At 70.7% G+C, this 19,260-nt stretch carries 19 protein-coding genes and 1 tRNA gene; 3 read left to right on the top strand and 17 right to left on the bottom strand.

Going from position 1 to position 19,260, the window contains the following annotated elements; all coding sequences use genetic code 11:
• Positions 1-47: 47 nt before the first annotated feature.
• Both G4D85_RS43240 and G4D85_RS43245 read right to left on the bottom strand, forming a co-directional pair.
• Positions 48-722, bottom strand: coding sequence for a response regulator (locus tag G4D85_RS43240; RefSeq protein WP_164020140.1), 675 nt, complete (start codon positions 720-722; stop codon positions 48-50).
• 96 nt (positions 723-818) lie between these two features.
• A tRNA-Leu gene (locus tag G4D85_RS43245) sits at positions 819-904 on the bottom strand.
• 96 nt (positions 905-1,000) lie between these two features.
• Between G4D85_RS43245 and G4D85_RS43250 the strand changes: the two genes are divergently transcribed.
• From G4D85_RS43250 to G4D85_RS43260, 3 genes are all read left to right on the top strand, one after another.
• Positions 1,001-1,744: a tetratricopeptide repeat protein gene (locus G4D85_RS43250; RefSeq protein ID WP_164020141.1), complete on the top strand. Its 744-nt coding sequence runs from the start codon at positions 1,001-1,003 to the stop codon at positions 1,742-1,744.
• 399 nt (positions 1,745-2,143) lie between these two features.
• Complete coding sequence (locus G4D85_RS43255) at positions 2,144-3,100, top strand: diguanylate cyclase (RefSeq protein WP_164020142.1); 957 nt, start codon at positions 2,144-2,146, stop codon at positions 3,098-3,100.
• Between the two features lie 47 nt (positions 3,101-3,147).
• A complete protein-coding gene (locus tag G4D85_RS43260; protein ID WP_164020143.1) occupies positions 3,148-4,887 on the top strand; it encodes a response regulator in 1,740 nt (579 codons plus the stop codon).
• A 68-nt stretch (positions 4,888-4,955) separates the two neighbouring features.
• Here the strand turns inward: G4D85_RS43260 and G4D85_RS43265 are convergent, their stop codons facing one another.
• The 15 genes from G4D85_RS43265 to G4D85_RS43330 form a co-directional block, all read right to left on the bottom strand.
• The gene (locus tag G4D85_RS43265) at positions 4,956-5,546 is read right to left on the bottom strand and encodes an HdeD family acid-resistance protein (protein WP_164020144.1); all 591 of its coding nucleotides are present in this window, start codon (positions 5,544-5,546) and stop codon (positions 4,956-4,958) included.
• A 232-nt stretch (positions 5,547-5,778) separates the two neighbouring features.
• The gene (miaA, locus tag G4D85_RS43270; protein WP_164020145.1) at positions 5,779-6,681 is read right to left on the bottom strand and encodes a tRNA (adenosine(37)-N6)-dimethylallyltransferase MiaA; all 903 of its coding nucleotides are present in this window, start codon (positions 6,679-6,681) and stop codon (positions 5,779-5,781) included.
• Positions 6,674-7,585 carry a hypothetical protein gene (locus G4D85_RS43275; protein ID WP_240359853.1) on the bottom strand — a complete coding sequence of 304 codons (912 nt, stop codon included), beginning with the start codon at positions 7,583-7,585 and terminating at the stop codon, positions 6,674-6,676. The genes miaA and G4D85_RS43275 overlap by 8 nt, the downstream gene beginning before the upstream one ends.
• A 101-nt stretch (positions 7,586-7,686) precedes the next feature.
• Positions 7,687-7,848 carry a hypothetical protein gene (locus tag G4D85_RS49070; RefSeq protein ID WP_205525956.1) on the bottom strand — a complete coding sequence of 54 codons (162 nt, stop codon included), beginning with the start codon at positions 7,846-7,848 and terminating at the stop codon, positions 7,687-7,689.
• Between the two features lie 17 nt (positions 7,849-7,865).
• Positions 7,866-10,967 (bottom strand): outer membrane protein assembly factor BamB family protein, encoded by a 3,102-nt coding sequence (locus tag G4D85_RS43280; protein WP_240359845.1) that lies wholly within the window; start codon positions 10,965-10,967, stop codon positions 7,866-7,868.
• Position 10,968: 1 nt separating this feature from the next.
• Positions 10,969-11,487, bottom strand: a complete 519-nt coding sequence (locus G4D85_RS43285; RefSeq protein ID WP_205525957.1) for a hypothetical protein — start codon at positions 11,485-11,487, stop codon at positions 10,969-10,971.
• Complete coding sequence (locus G4D85_RS43290; RefSeq protein WP_164020147.1) at positions 11,487-11,795, bottom strand: PqqD family protein; 309 nt, start codon at positions 11,793-11,795, stop codon at positions 11,487-11,489. Before G4D85_RS43290 ends, G4D85_RS43285 begins: the two co-directional genes overlap by 1 nt.
• Positions 11,792-12,199 (bottom strand): S24 family peptidase, encoded by a 408-nt coding sequence (locus G4D85_RS43295; protein WP_275900380.1) that lies wholly within the window; start codon positions 12,197-12,199, stop codon positions 11,792-11,794. The genes G4D85_RS43290 and G4D85_RS43295 overlap by 4 nt, the downstream gene beginning before the upstream one ends.
• Before the next feature lie 182 nt (positions 12,200-12,381).
• Entirely contained in the window at positions 12,382-13,650 is a 1,269-nt protein-coding gene (hisS, locus tag G4D85_RS43300) for a histidine--tRNA ligase (RefSeq protein WP_275900383.1), read from the bottom strand.
• A 26-nt stretch (positions 13,651-13,676) separates the two neighbouring features.
• Complete coding sequence (gene asd / locus G4D85_RS43305; protein ID WP_164020149.1) at positions 13,677-14,519, bottom strand: archaetidylserine decarboxylase; 843 nt, start codon at positions 14,517-14,519, stop codon at positions 13,677-13,679.
• Between the two features lie 75 nt (positions 14,520-14,594).
• Positions 14,595-15,311, bottom strand: a complete 717-nt coding sequence (locus tag G4D85_RS43310; RefSeq protein WP_164020150.1) for a hypothetical protein — start codon at positions 15,309-15,311, stop codon at positions 14,595-14,597.
• Between the two features lie 55 nt (positions 15,312-15,366).
• Entirely contained in the window at positions 15,367-16,098 is a 732-nt protein-coding gene (locus G4D85_RS43315; RefSeq protein WP_164020151.1) for a metallophosphoesterase family protein, read from the bottom strand.
• Positions 16,099-16,124: 26 nt separating this feature from the next.
• On the bottom strand, positions 16,125-16,478 hold the full coding sequence (locus G4D85_RS43320; protein WP_205525958.1) for a TIGR02266 family protein: 354 nt from the start codon (positions 16,476-16,478) through the stop codon (positions 16,125-16,127).
• 104 nt (positions 16,479-16,582) lie between these two features.
• The gene (locus G4D85_RS43325) at positions 16,583-17,509 is read right to left on the bottom strand and encodes a PfkB family carbohydrate kinase (RefSeq protein WP_164020152.1); all 927 of its coding nucleotides are present in this window, start codon (positions 17,507-17,509) and stop codon (positions 16,583-16,585) included.
• 121 nt (positions 17,510-17,630) lie between these two features.
• Positions 17,631-19,160 (bottom strand): MlaD family protein, encoded by a 1,530-nt coding sequence (locus G4D85_RS43330; RefSeq protein WP_164020153.1) that lies wholly within the window; start codon positions 19,158-19,160, stop codon positions 17,631-17,633.
• Between the last annotated feature and the right edge of the window lie 100 nt (positions 19,161-19,260).

Below are 19,260 nucleotides of genomic sequence, written 5' to 3' on the forward strand. Positions count from 1 at the left end.
TCCAACGGTGTCGAAGGCCACACGGAATCCACCACGGAAGAGAACCCCTACCCTTTCAGCGCCAGGGTGAGGGCCAGACACCCCGTATGCGAGCGGGCCTCGGGCGCCTGTCCGGCTCCCACGAAGAGGAACCGGGGCGCGGTGTGTCGCTCGCCCTCCACCTCCACGTCCCCTTCCACCAGCAGCAACCCTTCGCCACCCTTCGCACGAGCGCGCCACGTGAAGCCACCGCCGGGAGCCACGCGCACCCACGCCGGACCCGCCTCGGCGTCGGGGCCCACCGCGGCCCTCCGCACCCCGGGAGACTCCTCCGTCCAGGCGCTCTCCGGCGGCAGCTCCCGGGCCGTGCCCAGGCGCTCCACGTCCTGCCGGAGGGTGAGGAAGCGCTCCACCAGGGTGAGGATGTCGTCCAACTGGAAGGGCTTCACCAGGACGGCGTCCGGCACGTGGGGCCGCAACGTCCGGGAGACCTCCTCGGGGGCCGCGGCGCTGACGATGGCCACCGCCTGCTGCCTCCGCCGGGCGGCCTCCAGCACGATGCGGCCCCCATGCTCATGGCTGCCGATGCGCAGGTCGGTGATGACGAGGTCGAACCGCCCGGAGTCCAGGGCCGCCAGAGCCTCGCGCTCGGTGCCGACCGCCTGCACCTCGGCCTGCTCGGCGATGATCTCGCCCATGCCTTCCCGGAGGCTCGCGTCGTCCTCGACCAGCAGCACCTTCATTGCGGGGAGCCTCCGCTGGCCTGACTGCTACCTGTCCTTCTCGGACCCGGGCCGGGCCGGCATGGTCACCCCCACCGGTCCGCCCCCTTCGGAATGTGGCCCTCCCCGGACTCGAACCGGGACGCGGGGTCAGCCGCAGCGGATTTTGAGTCCGCCTCGTCTACCAATTTCGACAGAGGGCCGCTTGTTGCAGGAACGGCCAGACGTATACCGCGACCCGCGCCGCCATGCATCCGAAGATTGCGGTGTCGCACGCACACCAGTAAGAGGGGCCCCGCATGTACAACCTTCTCATTTCCCTCGCCGTGGGTGTCGTGGTCGCGCTCCTGGTGAAGCTGGCCGGCTTCTCCATCTGGGCCGGACTCGTCCCCGGGATCATCGCCCTCATCGGCACCTTCGTGCTGCTCGCCCGCCGCGTGGCGGGCCGCGTCCAGGCGCTGATGACGGTGGTGCAGCAGGACCTCCAGTCGCAGCCCACCAGCCAGAAGGAGGCCCAGGGGCGCGTGGACCGGGCGGTGAAGACGCTCGAGAAGGGTCTCGTCTACGACAAGTGGCAGTTCCTCGTGGGCCCTGAGATCCACGCGCAGATCGGCATGCTGAAGTACATGGTGAAGGACCTGGACGGCGCCAAGGCGCACTTCGACAAGGCCAGTTCGCGCAACTACATGGCCAAGGCGATGCAGGGCGCCCTGTACTACCAGCGCAAGGACTTCCCCGCGATGAAGGTCGCCTTCGAGGCGGCCGTGAAGAGCGGCAAGAAGGAGTCCATCGTCTGGGCCGTGTACGCCTGGTGCCTCCTGCAGAACAAGGACAAGGACGGCGCCCTCCGGGTGCTCGCTCGTGCCGTGGAGGAGAACCCCAAGGACGAGAAGCTCAAGGGCAGCCTCGGGCAGCTCCAGAACGACAAGCGCCTGAAGATGAAGCCGTACGAGCCCATGTGGTGGCAGTTCGGGCTCGAGGCTCCTCCGATGATGCCCCCCATGGGCGGCGGCCGTCGGATGCAGTTCACTACGCGACGCTAGTTGCCCGGCGCGGGGCGGGCGACCGTCCGCCCGCGCACGGCAATTCCTACCGGGCCCTTCAAGACGATGCTGGAACGTCTTCCGACCCGTTAAAACGGGGTGACGGAGAGGGCTCGCAACCACCTGAAATCACTCTGACCCACCTGCGTCCGCGCGGGGCATGCTGCTTGCTCCAGGGCCGTGCGCGCGCTGGACGGGGAGCAGGCCCGTGGCGCGGCGGCGAACGGGCTTGGCAGCCGGAGGTCTCGGGTGAAGGTTGCGGGGGTCGGCGGGTGCTTGCAGGACCGGGTGGCGGCGGATGCGCGTGGGGCGCTGGGGCGTTGGGAGCACTCGGAGGGGCGTGGCACCCGAGACTTTCGGCCTGCCATTTCGCAGCAGGCGAGCGAAGCGGAGTGGTGCATGGAACGGCGTGGCCGTACCTCGGGGCGGTCCCTCCTCCTCATCATCGAGGATGACGCGGGGGTCCGTGAGAGTCTCATGGACCTGCTCTCCTCCCGCTTCGACGTGCTCGCGGCGGCGGACGCGGATGCGGGCGTGGAGCTGGCGCGCGAGCACCGGCCGGACCTCGTCCTGCTGGACCGCTTCCTTCCCAGCGGCGACGGGCTCATGGTGCTGGAGGCGCTCCAGCGCGATGCGCGCACGGAGGCCGTGCCTGTCATCTTCCTGACAGGCGACGCGGACGAGGCGACGCTCGAGCGCTGCCTGGAGATGGGCGCGGTGGACTTCATCCACAAGCCCGCGAGCGCGCGCGAATTGCTGGCGCGCATCGACCGGGCGCTGCGCCAGAGCGAGCAGCAGCGGCGCCTCCAGATTCTTGCGCAGACGGACGCGCTCACCGGGCTGGCCAACTTCCGCGCGCTGACGGTGCGGTTGGAGGAGGAGTTCCGCCGGGCCCACCGCTACCAGTACCCGCTGAGCGTGGTGGTCATCGACCTGGACCACCTCAAGGCCATCAACGACGGCATGGGCCATGACGTGGGCAACCGGGCCATCTTCGCGCTGGCGTCGCAGCTGAAGGGCAACCTGCGCGAGTCCGACTTCGCGGCCCGCTTTGGCGGAGACGAGTTCGTGGCGCTGCTGCCGCACCAGACGGCGCTGGAGGCGGCCGTGTTCGCCGAGCGCATCCGCGCTGGCCTGCGTTCCGTGGGCGTGCAGAAGAGCGACGGCCGCCCTGCCCCCTTCGGACTGAGCGTGAGCGTGGGCATCGCCGACCATACGTTGGAAGCACCGAAGGAGGACACGGACGCGCTGATGAAGGCGGCGGACGCGGCCCTCTATGAGGCCAAGCGTGAGGGGCGCGACAGGGTGGTGGTGTACGGCCGGCCGGTGATCTCCCCGCCGGTGCAGCGGCACTGAAGAAGCAGCACGGCGTGGCAGGCAACGGCGGGGCAGCGAGGGCGCGGATGATGCAGGGGAACAGGCTGGCGAGCGGTTCGAGGGTGGCGATTGTCGGCGGCGGCATTGCCGGCGCGGGACTGGCAGCTTCCCTCCTCTTCAACGGGCGGGCGCGGGGCCTGACGCTGGACGTGCGGGTGTACGCGAGCGGCATGTCGGAGCGCACGGCGCCACCGGCGGTGCTGACGCCGGAGTGCCGCTCGCGCCTGGCCGCGCTGGGCTGCCGCATTCCCACCGAGTGGCGCTCGCACGAGTTGCGCGGGGTGGAGATCATCTCCGAGGGCCGCCGGGAGCTGCTCTCCGCGGCTCCGGGTGGGCTGTGGGTGGTGGACGGCTGGCCCAACGGCGAGGGCGGGCTGGCGCAGGTGCGCGACGTGCTGGCCACGGCCGCGAGCGCCCAGGGTGCCCGCTTCGTGTCCCGTCACGTGGAGCGCGTGGAGCGCCAAGCTCCGGCGCCGGACGCACCCGCGTCGGTGCGGGGGGCCGGGCCGCTGGTGGTCCGGGCGCAGGGCAGCGGAGACCGCTTCCACGCGGTGGCCCTGGCGACGGGCGCGGGCCCGCTGATGGGGGACGCCTTCTTCAAGGGCTTCCGCCCGGCGCCCACGGTGGCGGCGGTGCAGGCGCGGCTGCGGCATGCCTCTCCCCGGCTGGAGCTGGCGCCGCTCGCGCGGCTGTGGATTTCCCCGCTGCCCACGGTGGATGGGCTGTTCCTGCTGCCGGGGGCGGGCTCGGTGTACGCGCTGGCCTTCGGCCCCGCGGTGACGCCGGCGGACCTGTGCCAGGCGCTGATGATGGCGGCGCGGGACGGACTGGTGGAGGAAGGCTTCGAGCTGGCGGCGCTGGAGACGACGCGGCTGCCGTACGGGCCGGGGCGCACGCTGGTGGCGCCGGGCCAGGTGGTGGTGGGGCCCGCGGCCTTCGGCCACCCGCTGCAGGTGGGCCTGTCGGAGACGCTGGCCTCGTGCAGCCGCGCGGCGGTGGCGCTGCTGGACGGAGGGCTGGATGCGTCCACGCTGGAGCGTCGGTACGTGCGCGAGGGCCTGGGCGAGCTGATGGAGGACGCGGCGGCGGGTGCACGCTCCATCACCTGGCTGCGCCGCGCGGGACGACGGGCACCGGCGGCCTTCGTGGCGGCGAAGGGGCGGCGGGGCTCCGGCGGGGTGTATGGCGGCGGCGTGCTCGGCATGAGCGCGCCGACTCCCACGGCCCTGCTGGGCGCGGCGCGCTGGGCTGGGCTGCGCGAGGTGGTGGGCTCGTGGATGCGCACGACGATGGAGCCGGTGCCCATGGCGGTGCCCGAGCTGGAGCCCGACCTCTACTACGTGGTGGACGATGACCCCGACGCGCGCGAGGCGCTGACGGCGCTGCTGGAGAGCACGGGCGCGAAGGTGGTGGCCTTCGCGGACGAGCTGGCGCTGTTCTGCGCGGTGGCGCGGCGTCCGCCCACGGCAATCCTGCTGGACGTGGTGCTGCACTGGGTGGACGGCCTGCGGCTGGCCGAGGGGCTGAAGCAGCACCCGCTCACGCGCAACACCCGGGTGGTGGTGATGAGCGGCCTCAACCGGCCGCACGTGCGCCAGCGCGCCCTGGACGCGGGGGCGGAGGCCTTCCTGCCCAAGCCCGTGGACCCGGACCGGCTGCTCCGCCTGCTCACGGGCCGGGCGCCGGCTGCGACCTCACTGGAGTCCACCGCGCAGTCGGCGGAGAACCAGCAGCAGGAGCTGGGCTCGGACCGCTACGCGTCCTGAGTCGCGAGGGAAGTGCTGGAGCCGCCGGGGTGTCCGGCGGCTCCCCTGGCGCGCTGGCTCGCGCCTCGCTACGCGGTGACGTCGCGCAGGGCCCGCCGCAGGGTCAGCGAGCCGGCCATGAGGGCAACGCCTCGGAAGAGGATGCCGAGGCCCACGAGGGTGCCCACCAGCCACACGGCGGACACGGGCCACTCGGACATGACCACGACGCCCAGGAAGATGGAGATGGCGCCGTAGACGAAGTCCCAGCCCCAGCGCGCGTAGCGGTCCATCACCGAGGTGATTGCGTGGAACAGGCCGCTGGCGAAGAAGTAGCCAGCGAGCATGAGCGTCAGCGCGGCCAGGCCGGCGCGCGGGTACACGAGGACGAACATGCCCACCACGGTGGAGAGGATGCCGCTCAGCAGGTAGAGCCAGAACGGCCCGCCTGACTTGCGGACGCGGACCGCGGAGACGATCTCCGCGATGCCGGCGATGGCCAGCAGCGCGCCGAAGAAGATGGCGGTGACCAGGCTGGTGAGGAACGCGGTCCCCAGCGCGACGATGCCGAGCACCGTCATCAGCAGTCCGATGATGAAGAGGCCACCCCAGACCGTCGAGGTAACCCTTGGACTGTTGCCTGGGCGTGTCTCCTGATTGCTCTCGATGCTGATGGGCATGACATCCGCTCCCGCGGTGTGAGCCCCTTGCGTCCGGCAGGCTGTGTGAAGGTCTGGCTGTCGCGAGGTGGTGTCCGACGCGCAGGGGCGGTCCAGCAGCGAACATGGGCGCAGCGGGTGGCGCGGACAACGTGGCCCCTGCGCGCTCCGTCCCTCCCCTGCTCCCCCCTGGAGTGCCAGTGTCCGGCGCTCACCGCGCCCATGGAGGCCCAATCAACGCGGGTGCCCGTCTCTAACCCGGCAGCTCGTACGGCGGCGGCAGGAACACGGCACCGGGCTCCTTGCGGAACCACGTGAGCTGGCGCTTGGCGTAGCGGCGGGTCTCCTGCGCGGTGTCGTGGATGGCCTCCTCCACCGTCATCCGCCCCTCCACCACCGCGCGCGCCTGCACGTAGCCCACGCTGCGCATGGGGGCCGCGTCCGTGTAGCCCCGGGCCATCAGCGCGCGCGTCTCCTCCACCAGCGCTCCGGAGAACATGGCCTCGGTGCGCGCGTTGATGCGCCGGTAGAGCTCCTCGCGTGGCGGGTCCAGCACGTACAAGCGGAAGGGATACCGGTCCGGAGAGAACGCATGCGCCCGCCGGAACTCCGACGCGGGCACACCAGTCTGGGCGTGGATCTCCAGGGCGCGGACGACACGGACCAGGTCCTGCGGGGGCAGCTTCGCGGCCGTCTCCGGGTCCACGGCCGCCAGCCTGCGGTGCACGGCCTCACGGCCCTCGGCCGCCGCGAGCGCCTCCAGCTCCGCTCTCAATTCGGGCAGCGCTCCGGGCGCGTCCACCACGCCGTGCAGCAGCACGCGCATGTACAGGCCCGTGCCGCCCACGACGAACACCGGCCGTCCGCGTCCGGCAATCTCGGCGATGACCGCGTCCGCGCGCCGCTGATACCCGGCGGCGGAGAACGACTCCAGCGGGTCCACGATGGACACCAGGTGATGAGGCACCAAGGCCAGCTCCTCGGCCGAGGGCTTCGCGGTGCCGATGTCGAAGTGCCGGTACACCTGCTGCGAGTCGGCGCTGACAATCTCCCCGCCGGCCCGCCGGGCCAGCTCGATGGCGAGCGCCGTCTTCCCCGACGCCGTCGGCCCGGCAATCACCGTCAGCAATGGCCTGCCTTCCGTCCCCTCACCCATGTCCCGCTGCCTCCAGTGCGCCACGGACCACCGCCGCGGCGGACGCATCGCGAGCGAACACCAGCCGCACCGGAGGCACCTCTGACAGCAGCCGCCCCGCCGCCGCGAGCAGCCCGCCCCGCCCGGCGGTCGTCGCCTCGGGCAGCAGCGCGTTGAGCATCAGCATCCGCCCCACCGCGCCCGCCGGCTGCGACTCCCACCGCGAGCCCGAGTCCCACGCCAACGTCCCCACTGCCTTCAACACGGCTTCACGTGGCACGCCCACGTTCCATGGCGTCCCCGCGGCCCGCCACACAGGAGCCTGAGCAGCACCAGGCCCAATCGGGGAACGGGCACCCGGCTGAGGCCCCAGGGCTGACGAGGTGCCCGGGCCCGCGGCATGTCCCGAGCCCGAACCATCGGCCACCGCTCCCTGTGCACCGCCCACCGTCGGCTCCGGCCACACGGCCACCAGTTCGTCCGAGAGCACCACTCCTCCCGCCTCCGCCCACAGCGCGCCCAGGGTGCTCTTCCCCGCCCCCGAGTGCCCCACGAAGAGCGCGGCCCTCTCCTGGTGCGCCACGGCCACGCCGTGCACGAGCAAGCCGCCACGCCGGGCGAGCGCCCCCGCCAACATCACCTTCAGCACCGTCTCCACGGGAAAACGCCCCTGCCCCACCACCGAGGCTCGCAGGCCATCCACGGAGAGCGTCGCGGAGTAGTCCTCGCCCTCCAGGTGCAACCCACCCTCCGGAGTGCGCTGAACCAGGGGAAGCGTCCGGGTGGCGGGTTCGGGCCTCACCACCGTGGGCGCCACGACTTCGAGCCGCGCCACCTCGCCAGCGTCGGCGGAAGTAGGTGCCAGGAAGCGGGAGAACAGCCGCCGCAGCGAGCCGCGAAGGTCCGCGTCGGCCACCTCCACCACCACCGTCCAGCCGGCGATGCACACGCGCACACCGGTGTCGGGCGGGGTGTCGTCGGGACTGCCGGAGCCTCGGGGACCGGACGCGCCGGTGCCCGGGGGGCTCAGGGGATGCACTCCGACTCACCCGGGATGTTGCACTGGGAGATCTGCGCCAGCGCGACGAAGGGCTGCTCCCAGAGGATGGCGGGCGCCTCGTACTTCTTCGAATGCGCCTCGGAGGCCGTGGCCTGCGAGGCGTGGGTATCAGGGTTCCGGTCCGGCATGGAGGAAGGCTCTTTTCTCACGGGAAGGGTACCGGGAAAGCGCAGATGCGGCCATCTTCCGAGCCCACGTGCAGGCGGCTCACAGTGTTGTCGACCGTCGGAGTCCCGATGCGCTGCGCGCCCCCAATCGAGACCTGCCGCGAGTCCGTGCCATCCGTCAGCTCGAGCTGATGCACCTGCCCGTCCGAGCTGCCCACGTAGACGCGGGCCACGCCGCTCCGGTTGAACCCGAACGTGCCCGACGGGGATGCGATGGCGGTGCTCCACTTGAGCGCCGGCACGGGGTTGCCGGCCACCACGTCGTAGTACGCCACCTGACCCGAGGCGATGCTGGCCACGAAGCCGCCGCCCTGCGGCCGCACGAAGCTGGTGAAGGCAGGCGTGCTCGGCGCGGGACGCGTGGCGATGGGCAGGCTCCACACCGGCTGCAGCGTGCTCACGCTGACCGCGTGCACGCTGCCGTCGCTGTCGGTCGCGAAGATGTTGTTGGTCGCCGCGTTGCGCACCAGGCTCACGTCGATGTCCCCCACCGGCAGGCGCGCGATGTCCGCCACCGTGGGGCCGGAGGCCAGCGTGTCCAGGACGCGCAGCGTGTCCGTGGAGCCCGCGTGGCTCTTCGTGCCGATGAAGAGCCGGTTGGTGGTGTAGTCCACCACCATGCCGCCGCTGACCATGCCCAGGTCGCCGGGCTGGTACGTCCACACCAGCGCGCCCGTGGCGGCATTCAGCGCCACCACGCGGTTCTGCGCCGCGTCTGCCAGCCGCGTGGCGAAGAACACCAGGTCCCGCCCGGGGTGCGCGGCCTGGTACGCCGGGTTGGCGAAGTCATGCAGCTGGGTGACGGGGAAGGACTGGATGGTGCCAATCGGATTGCCGCCATTGTCCCAGCGCCACAGCACCTGGCCGGTGGTGGCGTTGATGGCATGGGCGACGCCGGCCTGGTCTCCCACCAGGATGTACTGACCGGACAGGCCGCGCAGCGGCACCACGGGGAAGCGGCTGCCGACGAGGCCCGACAGGGGCAGCGGCCTCCAGCGCTCGGCGCCGTCCTGAGCCGGGTTGCTGACCTGCGTGAGGTTGGCCACCACGGAGTTGTTGAAGGAGCTGAAGATGCCCACGCCCAGCTCGGTGATGGGCTGCTGGCGCGCGTCCAGACCCACCGTGTAGCACCACAGCGGCGCGCCACCCAGCCGCGCCCGCGGGGTGGCGACGAGCGCCGCCGACGTGGGCCGGTTGCCCGCCGAGTACCAGCGCACATCGTCCGCGTTGAACACGCGGTAGAAATACGTGGCGCCGTTGGTGACGGTGGTGTCCGTGAAGGTAGAGGCCGGGCTGAAGGCGTCCGTGTAGACGACGCGGGCGTTGCCCACCGTGTCGCCCACCGCGTAGCTCCGGCCCTGCACGGGCGCGGCGTTCGGCGCGGCGCCTTCCGCGCGCAGCACCATGACCCCATCGTGCAGCGCGGGGTTGTCCCAGGTGAGCGTCACGCTGGCATCGCGAGCCACGGCGGTGAGGCGCTCCACCTCCGGCGCCGAGCCGGTCAGCAGCGTCACCGGGGCTTCGATGCGCGTGGGCGGCCCGTTGAAGTCCTCCAGATGCAGCCGCTGGCGGAACGAGGTCGGCCCGGTGAGCAGCGCGGCGGGGCCGAAGTTCGAATACGTCACGGAGAACGTTCGCTCCTGCCCCACCGGGATGCCGGTCGCCGTGGTGGCGGTCCAGGTGACGATTCCCGCGCCGTCACGGCCCACCTGCCACCCGGACAGCGTCGCGGCGCTGGCGAACGTGAAGTAGTTGGCCGCGGGCCGCAGCAGCCTGACCTGCTGGATGGCCGCCGTCCCCCGGTTCTGCACCGTATAGGTTATGACCTGGTTGGCGGCATTGGCGGCCAGGGCCCGGGGGCTGACGCGAACGCGGTAGGCCGCGATGCGGCCAGTCGCCGAGTCCACGAGGTCTCCGGCCAGGGCGCTGCCATTGAGGGTCGCGTCCGCCTGGGCCCGGAAGCGGTAGTCCACGCCCGCGGCACCGCTGACCTGATAGCTCCACACGAAGTGGGCGGAGGTCCCGGGCGCAAGCCGGCCCACACTGGCCGGGGTGGGCCCCGACAAGGCCGTCAGGCTGGCCGAGCCCTGGGTGATCAGCCCCCGGGGCTGCACATTCACGAGAGAGTCGGTGGTGGACGTGTTGGTCACCGTCATCCGCACCCGCACCGTCTCCCCGGTGAAGGCCTCCGCGTTGTCCACGTCCACCGAGGCCGCGAGCGGGCCCACGTTCGCCATCCGCGTGTCCGCTACCTGCGAGGTGACGGTGTTCGCACCATTGACGGCGCGGATCTGCGCCACCCCGATGCCCGCGGTGGTCGCCTGCGCGCGCGCGACGAGCACGCCCGCGCCCCGCAGGGGCACGTTCGTCTGGAACGGTGTCGGCTCGGTGCCAACGACCTGGAACGTGACGGACCCCGCACTGGTGGACGGCCCCACGGCGGTGATGCCGTTCTGCGCCGCCGTGGTGCGGTTCTCGACGACGATGCGCGCGGCCGTCTCGCCGCCGACGCCCAGCGTGGGCGGGCTCAGGGCGACCCGGGAAGCCAGACCCGAGCGCGCCCACGCCGCCGCCGTCAGGTTCGCCGTGAAGAGGGTGTTGTCACAGTGGTCCCGGCCGTTGGTGTTGTTGTTGCCCGTCACGAACCGGTCGGCGGCGACATCGACGTTGCCCGCGGGAGGGATGAACCGGAGGGCAAAGCGGACATTTCCACCCGCGGGCAGGCCGTGGGTGTCGTTCGCGCAGGAGCCGACCGTGGACGAGAAGGTGATGCGCCGTGAGCCCACGTCCAGGAAGCTCACCTCCCAGCCTGCGGGCGCCGGGGTGTTCAACGGGATGTAGCCGGTGGGCAGGACGAACGAGATCTGTGACAGCCGGCGCGAGTTGTTGTTCGAGGTGTTGACCACGTTGAAGGTCACCTCGGAGGCCTCGTCCATCACCGCCCGCGCCACGGTGTCGCCGGGCGCGGGGACGGCAGTGACGCTCCATGAGCGGGCCTGCGCCCCCGCGACCACCGGAACGAGGAGGGCAAGCAGCACCGCGAGGCGGATGTCGAAGGGATTCATTGCGGCGGGCCTCACGTCACGGCTCCAGGGTGAAGGCGGCCGTGGTCAGCGGCTCGCCGTCGAGGAAGAAGCGCACCTGCCACGTCCCGCTCATGCCGGTGGTGGCCACGGTGGTACCGGCCACCGGCAGCGAGAAGCGCACCGTGCGCTGCACGTCGGGCGGCGCCTCCACCACCGACGAGCGCCGCTCGTAGGGGTGGCCGGCCGGCGACAAGAACTCCACCTCCACCGTGCCCTTGCCGCGCACGCCGCCCACCGTCAGGTCCACGTCCACCTGGGACACCGACGACAGGCCCCGGTCCTCCAGGCCGACGACGGCGGCGCTGCCCGTCACGGGCGGAATCACGGCCGCCTCCGGCGCGGGCGGCGGCTGGCGCGCGTCCTGGGGCTCGTCCCCGAGGACGTCCGTGGCGGGAAGGGGCTCCGTGGGCTGCTCATCCGTGGGTCCCCGACTCACCGGGCCGAAGGGGGACACCCCCTCCGTGCACGCGGACAGCAGCAACGCCGCCGCGAGGAACGCCGTACGCGCTCGCATCACCGTACCTCCTGAAGCTCGTCAATGAGGCCCAGCCGGGCCAGGTCTGTCAGGAACCGCAGCGTGTCCGTGAGGACCTGCGACGGCTCCATCTTGTATTCGCGTGCTACCTGCTCGGCCACGGAGCGCGCGGTGCGCTTCCCGTCACAGAGCTCCCAGATGCGGATCGCCGTCGGGTTCAGCCCGCGCAGCGTGCGTCCCTCCGCGTCCAGCACGATGTAGTCCGAGCCGAACCGCTGGCCGGACACACCCTCGCGAGGCGTGGGGACATGGTCCACTCCGAAGTTGGCGCCAGGGGCCGCGCTCATGAGCGCCCTCCCCGTCCCAGCAGCGCCGCCAGCCGCCACTTCACCGCCACCCGCCAGCGGCCCAGCCGCGACGGGCCCCGGTCCCACCCCTCCTCCAGCACCACCCCGCTCCGGCGCACCCGGCGCACCAGCCCCAGCACGCGCGAAGGCGGCAGCGGCGGGTCCTCCGCGGGCGAGTTGTCCCCGCGCAGCGCCAATACACCCGCGTCGCAGCGCTTCACCCGGTGCAGCACCAGCGCGTGGTCGAAGCGCGCCAGCACCACGTCGCCGGGCCTCGGCTCGCGCGCCAGTGGCTCCACACCCGCCAGGTCGCCCGAGCGCAGCGACGGCCACATGCTGTCCCCGCGCACGGGAATCCAGCGCAGGTCCGCTGGCACGGTGGAATGGGAGGGCGCTGGCTGCATGGAAGGAAACGAAGTCTACCCCACCGGCACTGTCACGGCGAGTACACCCAGGCCCACTCTCCCTGACTTTCCCAGGGGTTACACGCCTGCTCGCTCTTCGCGATTCTTACGGGAGTCCCGGGCCTCCCGGATGCCTCCCGCCCCGTCATCCGGTGCGGGAGGCCTCGGAAGTGCCTGGAACGTCAGGCCGACGCGGGGCTGCCCGCCGGGGCGGCGGCCGGCTGGGCACGGACCACGCTGGCCACGGAGTCCAGGGCCACGGGGATGAGGTCTCCACCGGCCATGGGCTTCAGCTTCGCCTGGCCGCTGGTGCGCTCGGCCTCGCCCAGGACGAGGGTGAAGCGGGCGCCGCTCTTGTCGGCGCGCTTCATCTGGCTCTTCAGGCTGCCGCCGCGCGTGTCGTAGTCCACGCGCAGCCCCTCGCGGCGCAGGCGGCTGGCCAGCGTCAGGGCGGCGTCCTGCGAGCCCTCGTCCGCCACGGCCACGAACAGGTCCGGCGGCGTGGAGTACTTGCGGCCGCTCTCCTTCAGCAGCAGCACCAGCCGGTCCAACCCCATGGCGAAGCCCACGGCGGGCACGTCCGGCCCGCCCAGGCCCTTCATCATCTTGTCGTACCGGCCGCCGCCGCCCACGGTGCTGGCGGTGCCCAGCGCGGGGTGCGCGGCGATGAACTCGAAGACGGTGCGCGTGTAGTAGTCCAGGCCCCGCACCATGCGCGGGTTGACCACGTACTTGATGCCCAGTGCCGTCAGCTTGCGCTGCAAATCATCGAAGTGCGTGCGGCACGGCTCGCACAGGAACTCGAGCACGTTGGGCCCCGCGGCGGCGATGCCCTGGCACGTCGGGTTCTTGCAGTCGAGCACGCGCAGCGGGTTGGTCTCCATGCGCCGCTGGCAGTCCCCGCACAGCTCCTCGCGGTGGGCCTTGAGGTACTCCACCAGCTTCGCGTGGTACGCGGGCCGGCACGCCTCGTCCCCCAGGGAGTTGAGGTTGAGGGACACGTCCTTCAACTCCAGCGCGCCCAGGAACTGGACCACCATGTCCATCATCTCGGCGTCCTGGGCGGCCTCCTTCGCGCCGTAGGCCTCCGCGCCGATTTGATAGAACTGGCGGTAGCGGCCCGTCTTCATCCGCTCGTAGCGGAACATGGGCCCCATGTAGAACCAGCGGGTGACGGGCTCCTGGTTGCTGATGGAGTGCTCGATGTACGCGCGCGCCGCGGGCGCGGTGCCCTCCGGACGCAGCGACAGGCTGCGCTCGCCCTTGTCGAGGAACGTGTACATCTCCTTGCCGACGATGTCCGTCTCCTCGCCCACGCTGCGCACGAAGAGCGCGGTGTCCTCCACCATGGGCGTGCGGACCTCGCCGAAGCCGTACCGGCCGAACACCTCGCGCGCCGTGCCCTCCACGTGCTGCCAGATCTCGATCTCCCCAGGAAGGAGATCATTCATGCCCTTCACGCCGGAGATCTTCTGGCTCACGTAATCACTCCAATGCGCTTGCCCAGGCGCACCACCGCCTCTTCCTTCAGGCTGTCGTCCCAGATGACGCGCTTGGGCTCGAACAGCAGGATGACGGTGGAGCCCATCTCGAACCGGCCCAGCTCGCCGCCCTTCTCCACCTTGAAGCCCGAGTCGTACTTGTGGACCTTGCCGGGCTTGCCCGCGTGCGTGAGCACCTCGTCGTACGTCGCCTTGATGCGCGACACGCAGGTGGCGCCGACTTTGACGACGGCGCACTTGCCCGCCACCGTGTCCAGGTACGTGACGAGCCGCTCGTTGACGCAGAACAGGGACTGCTTGTTCTTCACCGACGCAGGATTCACGGGCCAGAACTCACCGGGGATGTACGCGTAGCCGGTGATGGTGCCGCCCAGCGGCGCGTGGATGCGGTGGTAGTCGCGCGGGGACAGGTAGATGGTCGTCCAGGCGCCGCCATGGAACGGCTTCGCGGCCTCCTTGTCGCCCAGCAGCTCGTCCACCGTGTACTCGATGCCCTTCGCCTGAAGGCAGCGGCCCTGGTCCGAGTAGCCCACCTGGGACACGCGGCCATCCACCGGGGACACCACCACCTTCTCCCCCGGGTCGATGGGGCGCAGGCCCGGCTTCAGGCCGCGGGTGAAGAACTCGGCGAACGTGGGGTAGCGCTCGAACGTGTGCTCGGCCTCCTCCATGTCCACGTTGTACGCCTTGGCGAAGGCGCGCATCGCCGCGTGGTGCACCGGCGCCGGAGCAGGCAGGCGCGTGGCCACGCCCACCAACGTGGACAGGGCGGACTTGGGCAACAACTGCATCAACTTCATGAAGGTCTGTTCGTTCATTCGGCTTCGGCCTGCGAAAGAAGTCGGAGTGGCCCGCCGCGCGGGAGGGCCCGGCGCGGCGGAAGGCTTGGAGTCTTAACGGCCAGCATCGGCCGCGGGCGACGGCGCGGGGCCACCATCAGCGGTGACTGTCTCCGTTCGAACGGCGCTCTTGGGTAACAGCGTCAGCACCTGTCCCTGTTCGATGAGAAGCACCACGCCCACATGCCCGGGGTACTCCAGGCGGCAGGACGTGCGGTCGGCCAGCTCCCACGCCTCCCGCATTCCCCGCCCCTCCACCTGGATGGGCGCGGTGCGCTGGAAGCAGCCACGGAAGCCGGCCACCAGCTCGGAGGCCGAGGTGCCCGTCTGGGGGCCGGTCAACCCGGCGTCCGGAGGCCCGGCATCCGGGGCCTCGGGCTTGCGGGCGGGCTCGGGCGGGGTGAGCGTCGGCATGGACGTGCCCGGGGGGATTTCGCGGGCGGTGGCGACGGCCTTGTCCCGGGCGCTCGCCGCGTCCTGCATGCGGGCACGGCCCTCCTGGATGCGCTGGAGCAGCTCGCGGGCGCCGTTGGCGTCCAGGCTGTCCGCCGGCACGCGCTGGAGCTGCGCTTCAATCTCGCCAATCTGCGGGTCCAGGTAGGCGGCATCCAGCTTCTGCGCGTACAGCGTGCGGAAGCGGCGGGCGGCCTCCTCGTACTCGGCTGACGGGCCTGAGTCCCGGCGGCAGGCCGCGGGCGCGAGCCCGAGCAGGATGGCGAAGGCAAGGCCCACGAGGGGCCGGAGGGACACTCGAAGGACGGGGGTACGCACGGTACGGGTTTATTTCATTTCCCCGCGCCTGTGCCGACTTTTGTACGGCGCCGCGTCACACCCCGAGGAACAGGCGCTTGCCGAAGTTGAGCGCCAGGTCCGCGTCGAAGATCTTCTGGGCGGACGTCTCGATGTCGTACTCCACCCGGACGTACTCCACCGTGCGCGCGTCGGTGTCGCAGATGACGAAGCAGGCCCGGTTGTCGTAGTCGCGCGGCTGGCCCACGCTGCCCACGGAGATGATGTACTTGTAGCCCTTCCGGATGCCGAACTTCTGGGCCACCACGTCGTTCACCTCGCCATTGCCGATGGCGAACGCGCGGCACAGGTGGCTGTGCCCGATGAACGTCACCTCGGGCAGCTCCGCCACGTAGGGCGTCAGCTCCCGCGCCTGCTCCAGGGCGAAGATGTACTCGTACGCCTTCGGGTCGATGGGCGAGCCGTGGCAGAAGCCCACGTCGCCAATCCGGTACGTGTACGGCAGGCTGCGCAGCCACACCATGTTCTCGTCCGTGAGGACGTTGGCGGACCAGTCGAGCGCGTGCCGGGCGGCATCGTAGTAGTACGAGTAGTCCATCCGCCCCGCCACCGCCGCGTCGTGGTTGCCCAGCAGCGTCACCTCCGCCACCGAGCGGACCAGGTCACAGCACGGGTTGGGCGACGCCCCATACCCGACGATGTCCCCCAGCGAGACGAAGCGGTCCACCTTCTGGTGCTCGGCGACGCGGAGCACCTCGGAGAGCGCCTCGATGTTGGAGTGGATGTCGGAGATGACGGCGATACGCATGGGGGCCTCGGTTCGGGGGTACCGGCTCAGCCGGCCCAGCCGACCTTCACCTGGTTCTGCTGCTGCTGGGAGATCATCTGCCGGAGCCGGCCCAGGGTTTCGCCGTCCAGCGACTCGAAGCGCAACCCCATGCCGGGCGGAAAGGCCCGCTCCTCTTCCTCCCGCAGCCATACCACCGTGGCCTTGGCGTGGATCTCCGGAGCCCCGCCGCGCGTCAGCCGGACGACGGCGTTGGCGCCCTGGGCAAGTGGCGTGCTGGTCCGCAGAAAGAGGCCTCCCTCGCTCAGGTTGGTGATGCGCGCGTAGAGGGTGACGTTGTCACCCTCGCACCAGCACCGCAGCTGGGTGGGAATCCGCGTGTGCTTTCGGTTCTCGCTCAACCCGCTTCCTTCGTATTCCGAAACCCGGATCAGCAGCCTAGGGACGGCATGAATCCACCGTCAAGTTTGGAGGTGGGAGAAACTCCCACCCCGAGGCCACCCGATCAGCGCTCCAGCGGGCCCAGGTCGTCGAAGTGGGTGAGCTTCCGGAACTCGGCGAAGCGGGCGTGGATTTCCGGCCGCGTCACCTCGCGCAGCCGCTCCAGGCTGAACTTCTCCACGGTGAAGGAGGCCATGACGCTGCCCATCACCATGGCGCGGCGGAGCACCGCCGCGTCGGGGCTGCCCGGGGACGTGGCCAGGGCGCCCATGAAGCCGCCCGCGAAGGTGTCTCCCGCGCCGGTGGGGTCGAACACCTCGGCCAGCGGGAAGGCCGGGCAGGCGAAGACGTGGTCCTGGTCGAAGAGGAGCGCGCCGTACTCGCCACGCTTGATGACCACGCGCTGGGGGCCCATGCCGAGGATGGCCCGGGCCGCCTTCACCACGTTGTGCTCCCCCGCCAGCTGCCGCGCCTCGGCGTCGTTGACGAAGAGCAGGTTGACGCGCTTGAGCGTGTTGAGCAGCGCCGGCCGGCTGCCCTTGATCCAGAAGTTCATCGTGTCCGCGGCCACCAGCTTCGGGGCGCGCACCTGGTCCAGCACCTGCGACTGGAGCTCCGGGTGGATGTTGCCGAGGAAGACGTACGGCGTGTCCTGGTAGGCCGCGGGCAGCTTGGGGGAGAACGACTGGAAGACGTTGAGCTGGGTGTCCAGCGTCTGCGCCTCGTTCAGCTCGTAGCCGTAGCGGCCGCTCCAGCGGAACGTGCGCCCGGACTCACGCGTCAGTCCCTCCAGGTCGATGCCCCGCCCGCGCAGGAAGTTGAGGTGCGCCTCGGGGAAGTCCTCGCCCACCACCGCCACCACGCGTGCCGGGGTGAAGAACGAGGCCGACGTGGAGAAGTAGGTGGCCGAGCCGCCGAGGATGTCCTCCTTCCGCCCGAAGGGGGTTTCCACGGAGTCCAGAGCGACGGAGCCAACGACGAGGAGGGACATGGAGCATCCTGGGGGGAAAATGCCGTCAATCAGGCACGGCGCTCCCCGGGAACCCCGTGCCGTTGCCGGGTACGTGGTTTCCCGCCTTCCGTCAAGAGTCCAACGGAAGGGCGGCGACAGCTCAGGGGGTCGGTATACCCGTGGCGGTGAGGATGGACTTCAGGTCGTCGTCGGTGAAGAAGAGGCCGCCACCGACGAAGAAGTCCCGGCCTGCGATCAGCCGCTGCGTCGCCAGGTCTCTCTGTTGGGCGTTGAGGATGTCGTCCATGCCCGCCACCACGAAGAGGTGGTCGAAGGCCTGGGCCCGCAGGGTGGCGCGCATGCGGGGGTAGCGCAGCTCGTCCGCCGCGAAGTTGAACGCGTCCAGCTTCAGCGTCAGCGCGTCCTCGAAGAGGTGCAGGTCTCCGCCCACACCACCGGTGGACTCGATGAGGCCCACGCGCAGGGTGGTGAAGTACCAGCGCTTGGCGAACTGGGCGCTGATCTTCAGGCTCTCCCTCGTCACCTTCTGCGTCTGGGTGACGGGGTCGCCCTCGGCGGGCGGGTTGGTCTGTACCGTCTGGGTGGACACGGTGCCGCGCGGGTCGTCCACCAGCTCCAGCAGGTAGTACTTGTCCGGCTTGGGGATGAGCCGCACGGACAGCAGGTTCTTCGAGCGGCCCTGGGCGGCCAGGTAGGTGCTCTGGATGCCCACCTCCGTCTGGAGGTCGGTGAGCCTGGCGGCGAAGCGGGCCACGTCCTGCACCGTCTCACGCACCTCGCGGCCCACCGTCTCGTCGGCCAGCAGCACGCCCGCGGCGCCCTCCCCGTCCTTCACCTTGCGGGTGATCTCCTCCAGGTTGCCCAGCGTGCCGTCCAGCTTGCTGAGCGTCTCCTTCAGGCTGGCAACGGTCTCCTTCACGTCACCCTCGCCGGTTCCGACGATGTTCTTCACGCTCGCGAGCACCTCGCGCACGTCGCGGGTGATCATCTCGATGTTGTCGACGATGCGCGACACGTCGGCCGAGTTGCTCTGGGTGATGCCGCGCACGTCCGAGGAGATGTCCTCCACGTTGCCGACGATGACGTCCAGCCGGTCCGCGTTGCGGCGCACCGTGGCGTCCACCGAGTCCGACAGCCGCACCAGGTTCTCCACGATTCGCTGCAGCGAGCCCTGGCCCTTCTCCCCGCCCAGCACCTCGCGCAGCGCGCCCGTCACCTGCTGGATGTCGGCGGTGATCTGCGACAGCGACTCGAACACGGCCTCCATTCCGGCGGTGTCGATGACACGGCGGATCTGCCCGTTGTCCTCCATGGCCGGCGCGCCCTCGGTGCCGGGGTTGAGGTCCAGGAGGTAGTCCCCCAGCAGCGACTCGGAGCGCTTGGTGACGACGGCGTCCTGCCGCAGATCCACGTCGTTGCGGATCCGCAGGAACACCTTCGCGCGGGTGCCCTCGAGGGTGATCGCGTCGATCTCCCCCACGGGGATGCCGGCGATCTGCACCCGGCCGCGCACGGCGAGGCCCGAGGCGTCGCGGAAGTAGGCCCAGACGAGCAGCGACTCGTCCTCACCCAGGCCACCCTTGCGGGTGAACAGGACGAAGGTGATGAGAAAAGCCCCCGCGGCGATGACCAGAAGGCCAACACGGAAGGGCGTGACGAGCTTCTTCACCTGATGTGACTCCGAGGGCTACCGGCCGGGCGCGACTCTAACGTTTTGCATCCGGAGTGCCACCTTTTCCGCTGGGCACCCCGCCCTCCCGCCTGCCTCT

Origin of the sequence: Pyxidicoccus trucidator, from assembly GCF_010894435.1 — a bacterium.
In the GTDB taxonomy this organism is placed as follows: Bacteria; Myxococcota; Myxococcia; order Myxococcales; family Myxococcaceae; genus Myxococcus; species Myxococcus trucidator.

What these genes read in the sequence shown, in the direction of transcription:
- G4D85_RS43255 (WP_164020142.1), top strand. Translation starts at nt 2,144, where the DNA reads ATGGAACGGCGTGGCCGTACCTCGGGGCGGTCCCTCCTCCTCATCATC.
- G4D85_RS43290 (WP_164020147.1), bottom strand. Translation starts at nt 11,795, where the DNA reads ATGAGCGCGGCCCCTGGCGCCAACTTCGGAGTGGACCATGTCCCCACG.
- G4D85_RS43240 (WP_164020140.1), bottom strand. Translation starts at nt 722, where the DNA reads ATGAAGGTGCTGCTGGTCGAGGACGACGCGAGCCTCCGGGAAGGCATG.
- G4D85_RS49070 (WP_205525956.1), bottom strand. Translation starts at nt 7,848, where the DNA reads ATGCCGGACCGGAACCCTGATACCCACGCCTCGCAGGCCACGGCCTCC.
- G4D85_RS43295 (WP_275900380.1), bottom strand. Translation starts at nt 12,199, where the DNA reads ATGCAGCCAGCGCCCTCCCATTCCACCGTGCCAGCGGACCTGCGCTGG.
- G4D85_RS43260 (WP_164020143.1), top strand. Translation starts at nt 3,148, where the DNA reads ATGATGCAGGGGAACAGGCTGGCGAGCGGTTCGAGGGTGGCGATTGTC.
- G4D85_RS43250 (WP_164020141.1), top strand. Translation starts at nt 1,001, where the DNA reads ATGTACAACCTTCTCATTTCCCTCGCCGTGGGTGTCGTGGTCGCGCTC.
- G4D85_RS43285 (WP_205525957.1), bottom strand. Translation starts at nt 11,487, where the DNA reads ATGCGAGCGCGTACGGCGTTCCTCGCGGCGGCGTTGCTGCTGTCCGCG.
- miaA (WP_164020145.1), bottom strand. Translation starts at nt 6,681, where the DNA reads ATGGGTGAGGGGACGGAAGGCAGGCCATTGCTGACGGTGATTGCCGGG.
- asd (WP_164020149.1), bottom strand. Translation starts at nt 14,519, where the DNA reads ATGAACGAACAGACCTTCATGAAGTTGATGCAGTTGTTGCCCAAGTCC.
- G4D85_RS43315 (WP_164020151.1), bottom strand. Translation starts at nt 16,098, where the DNA reads ATGCGTATCGCCGTCATCTCCGACATCCACTCCAACATCGAGGCGCTC.
- hisS (WP_275900383.1), bottom strand. Translation starts at nt 13,650, where the DNA reads ATGAATGATCTCCTTCCTGGGGAGATCGAGATCTGGCAGCACGTGGAG.
- G4D85_RS43325 (WP_164020152.1), bottom strand. Translation starts at nt 17,509, where the DNA reads ATGTCCCTCCTCGTCGTTGGCTCCGTCGCTCTGGACTCCGTGGAAACC.
- G4D85_RS43265 (WP_164020144.1), bottom strand. Translation starts at nt 5,546, where the DNA reads ATGCCCATCAGCATCGAGAGCAATCAGGAGACACGCCCAGGCAACAGT.